This is a genomic window from Faecousia intestinalis (genome assembly GCF_040096185.1).
Classification (GTDB): domain Bacteria; phylum Bacillota; class Clostridia; order Oscillospirales; family Oscillospiraceae; genus JAZOXB01.
The window spans coordinates 1-5,100 of sequence record NZ_JBBMFF010000149.1; the positions used below are offsets into that span (position 1 = coordinate 1).

A 5,100-nucleotide genomic window follows, 5' to 3' on the forward strand; every position below is an offset into this window, starting at 1 on the left:
GCCGTCTCATGCAGAATCTGACGCGCCCTCGGCGCTATAAAAAGCTTTTAAAGCTTTTTATCAGATTCTAGTATAAAACGTCCCGCCGGGGACGAAGAAAACCAAACAAGCCCCCTTTGCCAATGCGGCGAAGGGGGCTTGCTTTGTGCCATGGAGAGAATACAATGAACTTTGTGCCTGTACGCCGCTCCGGACAAAACACGTTGCAAAATCCACGCTTCTGTGGTACGATGAACGCAGAGATCAACAAACGGAGGGACCGATCATGGCAAAGGAGCAGCGCTTTGAGCGCGTTTACACACAGGGAGCATTGCAGATCACCGAGATCTGGGTCGACAAGGAGACAGGCGTGAACTATCTTTTCCACGCCAGCGGCAATGCGGGCGGCCTGACGCCGCTGCTCGACCGCGACGGAGAGCCGGTCGTTTCCCCGCTGCTGAACCGCTGATGCGCTATTTTATCCCGGTGTCGGAGCGGCAGGGGAGCTGCTATTTTGAGTTCCAGCCGGGGCGCTGGCGCGGGCGGTTCTGGCTGCCCGGCTCCATCCTGCTTGCAGACGAGCGGTGGGAGGCACTGCGCCTGACGGAACTGTTCGGCGGCGTCTTGCCGGAGTTTGACTATTTCGGCGTCACGCCCGTCTCCCGCGGGCAGTGGGAGCGCATCGCAGCGCGCAGCCGGGACGAGGCAGACTGGCGGGCCGTCATCGACGAGGCCGCGCCGTGGGCAGAGGCCAGCTTTGCGCGGCACGGCGTCATCAGCATTCTGGGCCTGTGAATGGGGGCGCGGCTGTGAAGTACATTGGCATCGCGCTGCTGATCGCAGCGGGCTTTGTGCTCCTGACGCTCGGGCTGGCGTTTTTGCTGTTCCGGCTGGCGTTCGGCGCGCGGAAAACGACCGAAAAGGAAATGTTCGTCCTGCCAGACACGGACCAGTACCGGCCTTATGCGGCGGAGGCGCGGCGCATGATCCGCGCGGCCCTCGCCCTTCCCTATGAGCCGGTAACGATCCGCTCGGACGACGGACTGACGCTGTTCGGCCGCTGCTATCCCACAGCCCCGGACGCGCCGTGGCTCCTGCTGTTTCACGGCTACCGCAGCGCGGCGGAGCGCGATTTCTGCGGCGGGCTGCCGTTTGGCATGGGGATGGGCTGCAATGTCCTGCTCGTCGACGAGCGCGCCCACGGGAAAAGCGGCGGGCGCTGCCTCACGCTCGGTATCCGCGAGCGGTATGACTGCCGCCGCTGGGTCGATTATGTGATCGGCCGCGCCGGGCCGGACGCGAAGATCGTGCTCTACGGCATGTCCATGGGCGCGGCGACCGTCCTCATGGCGGCGGGGCCGGAGCTGCCGAAAAACGTCGCCGGCATCGTGGCCGACTGCGGCTACAGCGCGCCGTCCGCCATTCTGAAGAGCGTCATCCGCTCCGCCCATCTGCCGATCTTCCCGGTCTATGCCCTGCTGCGCCTCGGCTGCCGCCTCTTCGGCGGCTTTGACCCGGAGGAGGCCTCCGCCGCCGGGGCCATGGCGCACTGCGACACGCCCGTCCTCTTCCTCCACGGCGAGGACGACCGCTTCGTCCCCTGCGCCATGGGGCGGGAGAACTACGCCTGCTGCCGCGCCGCAGATAAGACCCTGCTGACCTTTCCCGCCGCCGGGCACGGCATGAGCTATATGGCCGACCGGGAAAGATACCTCGCGGCCGTTACGGATTTCCTGGGAAGGGTGTTTGGAGAAGAATATGGAACAAAAACGACTCACACTTTCGGAATATGACGCCATCGTTGCCTTTGACCGGCTGTGCTTCCCGCAGGATCACTGGACGGAGGAGGACTGGCGGGAGCTGCTGGCGGACGAGCGGGCGGTCTATCTGGCCCTGCTGGACGATGGGCGCATCGTTGGCGACGTGTTCGTCTACAACTGGCAGGGCGAGCGGGACTACGGCAAGATCATGAACCTCGCGGTCCACCCGGCGTACCGCAGGCGCAGGCTGGCGGCGGGACTTCTGCGCGCGGCGACGGAGCTGCTGCAGGCGGCCGGGCTGCCGCGGATCTGCGGCGAGACGCGTCTCTCGAATGAGGCCATGCGCCGTACATTCGCCGCCTGCGGCTACCGGCTGACCCGCATCGAGGAGGCCTACTACGATCACCCGCCGGAAAGCGCCTGCAAGTATGAAAGACAATTTGAAAAGTAATTCAAAAGATACGCCGCCCCGAAAGATCGGGGCGGCGTTCAGACTGTCAAAAAACCTGCCCAGCCGAAAGTTTCGGAGGGAAGAAAAGTGTGAAAGGAAACCGTCAGGGTGTCCTTTCGCGTTCCATCTCCCGCCGCAGCGGCAGAATTGCAAAATCATGCTGCAAAATTTGGTTTTGCAATTCGGAAAGCAGCTTGACGAAAAAGCCCAAAGGGACTTTTTTGACAAGCTGCTATGCCTGTTTCATGCGGTGGACTCAGACGCGCTCTGCCCGCTCCGGAGCGTCGAGCAGGGAGAGGAGCGTCATGGCTTTGCTTCCTTCCCGGCCGGGCGGAGCCGGAGGGCAAGGCACAGCAGCGAGGCCATGAGCAGCAGTACGGACAGCTCCGGCAGGAAGAGGAAGAAGCCCTCATAGTCCGAAAGATCCATGATGATGTGCACGAGCAGCGGCAGCCCTGCCAGCAGTATGAGAAAGATGCGCGTGCGCAGCACGCCAAGCGCCGTCAGCAGGAAGAAAACGAGCACGGCAAGATAGAGGATGCTGCACAGCACCGTGTGCAGAACGCTGGAAAACGACAGCGCCTTATAGAGAAAGAACACGACGAATCCGGCCACGGGCGCAGTCAGCGGCACGATGGTCCTCCGGCCGAACAGGGCCAGCAGCACAGGATAGAGGGCCGCCGAGAAGACCGGCAGGCCGACGAGCAGGAAGATATCCGCCTGCGAGAGCGTCATGGCCGTCGCGACGGGGTCGGCGAGATAGTACCACAGGCGCGCCGCAGCCGAAAGCAGCATCAGCGCCATGGAGAGCAGGCACAGCGCGGAGCGCGGCTCTGCCGTAAAGCGAAACTTCTGATTCATAGATTTCTCCGATCAGTTAGGGAAGCTCTGATTCAGAGCTTCCCTAGAATAGGAGCGCGGCCCAGACGCCGCAGACCTCCCGCGCCAGCATGAGGCAGTAAAATGCGCGGTCGTGCGTGTACGACGGGACGCCCAGTGCTTCAGTCCCGGCCCTGCGGGCCAGAAGCTCGGCGCGCAGCAGGTGATATTCTCCTGAGATGACGGCGATCTGCGCGGGGCGCGTGCCGGTCTCGGCCTCGATGAGGTCGAGCGAGCAGCGGAGGTTCTCCTCCGTTGTCGTGGCCTTCGTCTCCAGCCGCAGGCGGGCGGGCTCGACACCGCGGGCCGTCAGCCAGTCATACATGCACTGTGCCTCCGTGATGGCTTCGCCGTCTCCCTGCGCGCCGGAAAGGACGGCAATGGCCTCGGGATAGCGCGCAAGATAGTCCTGCGCCGCCTCGAGCCGCTCGCGCAGGGCCTGACTCGGGACGGTTCCGTTTACGCCCGCGCCGAGCACCACGACCCACTGCGCCTCCGGGTCGGCCGCGCCGCGCCCGGCGGAGACGACCCATCCGGCCGTTCCGGCGGCCAGCAGGAGGCCGAGGCAGACGAGGATCAGACCGATGCGCGTCGCCCAGCGCGAAAAACGGGGAAATCGCCCGCGCAGTGCGTCCACGATGCCGAAGGCCAGCACGACCCCGGCCGCAAGGAACAGCAGTACGCCCGCGAAGCGGAAGCCGTAGACGGCGAAATAGAATACGAGCCCCAGCGCCAGCAGCGCCGCCGTTGGGATCCAGAAGCGCCTGCGCATCAGAACAGGTAGCCGCGCAGGACGCGCAGCGTGTTGAGCACGCCGTCGCGGTGGCTGCGCTCGTAGCCGTGCGAGGCATAGACGCCCGCGCCGATGAGGCCGTGGCGGATGTCATAGCCCGCGCGGAGCGTGGCCTCGACGTCGGAGCCGTAGTAGGGATAGATGTCCACGGCGTAGTCCGCGCCTTCCTTCTGCGCGGCGGCGATGAGCTTCTTCACAACGTCGTAGGAGTACGGGCCGCCGGAGTCCTTCGCGCAGATGGAGACCTGCCGCTCCGTGCACTGCAGGCCTGCGCCGACGCAGCCCATATCTACGGAGATGGCCTCCGTCACTCCCGCCGGGACCGAGGCGGAGCCGCCGTGACCGACCTCTTCATAGACCGTCACATGGGCATAGACGCGGCGGGCGGGTGTTTTGCCCTCGTCGTGCAGGTATTTTGCAAAGCCGAGCAGGATGCCGACGGACAGCTTGTCGTCAAGGAAGCGGCTCTTGATGTAGCCGCTCTTCGTCACGCGGGTGCGCGGCTCGAAGCAGACAAAGTCGCCGACGGAGATGCCGAGAGCCTTCACGTCGTCCGCAGACTCGACGGCCTCGTCCAGCACGACCTCCACGGTGTCCCAGCTGCGCTTTGTGGAGGCATAATCGCCGTTGACATGGACGGAGGCATTGATAAGCTGCAGCGTGCCCTCGTAGCTGCCGGAGAACTTCGTTACGACGCGGCAGTTCTCTGCCTCGGCGTTGTTGGCGTTCATGCCGCCGACGTTCACGATGCGCAGGCGGCCGTCGCCCTTGATCTCGGCGACCATGCCGCCGAGCGTGTCGGCGTGGGCCTCGAGCAGCAGGGCATCGTCGGCGTTTTCACCGCCGAGATCGATGAGAATGCCGCCCTTGGCCGTCCGCTCCGCCGCAAAGCCGAGCGCGCGGAACTCGCGCAGGACAAATTCCTCCGCCTCGGCAGTGTAGCCCGTTGGACTGTCGATGGCCAGCAGCTCCACCGCCTTCTGCACGGCAAAATCCACATAGTTTTCCATGAAAAGTACCTCCCACCGCCCGCGCCGCGGGCTTTTTTGCCATTATACCATAGAACGCGCCAAAGGGAAAGAGAAGAAATTGCGGCGGCTGCCGAGGGGGCCCTGCAGCGGACTTCCAAGCTTGTCACTGCGCCCCTCCGGATGAGAAAGGCCCCCAAGTTTGTCATTGCGAGGCTCCGCAGGAGCCGTGGCAATCTCGCAGGATGCAGCCGTAACATGGGAAGGCCT

General features: G+C 64.2%; 7 protein-coding genes. 4 read left to right on the forward strand and 3 right to left on the reverse strand.

The genetic code is table 11. The features are described from left to right. Positions 1-265 precede the first annotated feature (265 nt). From WMO66_RS03735 to WMO66_RS03750, 4 genes are read left to right on the forward strand one after another with little or no spacing between them, the layout of a single operon-like run. The gene (locus WMO66_RS03735) at positions 266-448 is read left to right on the forward strand and encodes a DUF6440 family protein (protein WP_349135039.1); all 183 of its coding nucleotides are present in this window, start codon (positions 266-268) and stop codon (positions 446-448) included. Then, the gene (locus WMO66_RS03740; RefSeq protein ID WP_349135040.1) at positions 448-774 is read left to right on the forward strand and encodes a hypothetical protein; all 327 of its coding nucleotides are present in this window, start codon (positions 448-450) and stop codon (positions 772-774) included. The genes WMO66_RS03735 and WMO66_RS03740 overlap by 1 nt, the downstream gene beginning before the upstream one ends. Positions 775-788: 14 nt before the next feature. Next, the gene (locus WMO66_RS03745) at positions 789-1,772 is read left to right on the forward strand and encodes an alpha/beta hydrolase (RefSeq protein ID WP_349135041.1); all 984 of its coding nucleotides are present in this window, start codon (positions 789-791) and stop codon (positions 1,770-1,772) included. Then, positions 1,738-2,190, forward strand: a complete 453-nt coding sequence (locus WMO66_RS03750) for a GNAT family N-acetyltransferase (RefSeq protein ID WP_349135042.1) — start codon at positions 1,738-1,740, stop codon at positions 2,188-2,190. The genes WMO66_RS03745 and WMO66_RS03750 overlap by 35 nt, the downstream gene beginning before the upstream one ends. A gap of 303 nt (positions 2,191-2,493) precedes the next feature. Here the strand turns inward: WMO66_RS03750 and WMO66_RS03755 are convergent, their stop codons facing one another. The 3 genes from WMO66_RS03755 to WMO66_RS03765 are packed head-to-tail and all read right to left on the reverse strand — an operon-like array spanning position 2,494 to position 4,872. Further along, complete coding sequence (locus WMO66_RS03755; RefSeq protein ID WP_349135043.1) at positions 2,494-3,051, reverse strand: hypothetical protein; 558 nt, start codon at positions 3,049-3,051, stop codon at positions 2,494-2,496. Between the two features lie 43 nt (positions 3,052-3,094). Continuing rightward, entirely contained in the window at positions 3,095-3,841 is a 747-nt protein-coding gene (locus WMO66_RS03760) for a YdcF family protein (RefSeq protein ID WP_349135044.1), read from the reverse strand. Further along, on the reverse strand, positions 3,841-4,872 hold the full coding sequence (locus WMO66_RS03765; protein ID WP_349135045.1) for a M42 family metallopeptidase: 1,032 nt from the start codon (positions 4,870-4,872) through the stop codon (positions 3,841-3,843). The genes WMO66_RS03760 and WMO66_RS03765 overlap by 1 nt, the downstream gene beginning before the upstream one ends. Positions 4,873-5,100: the final 228 nt, after the last annotated feature.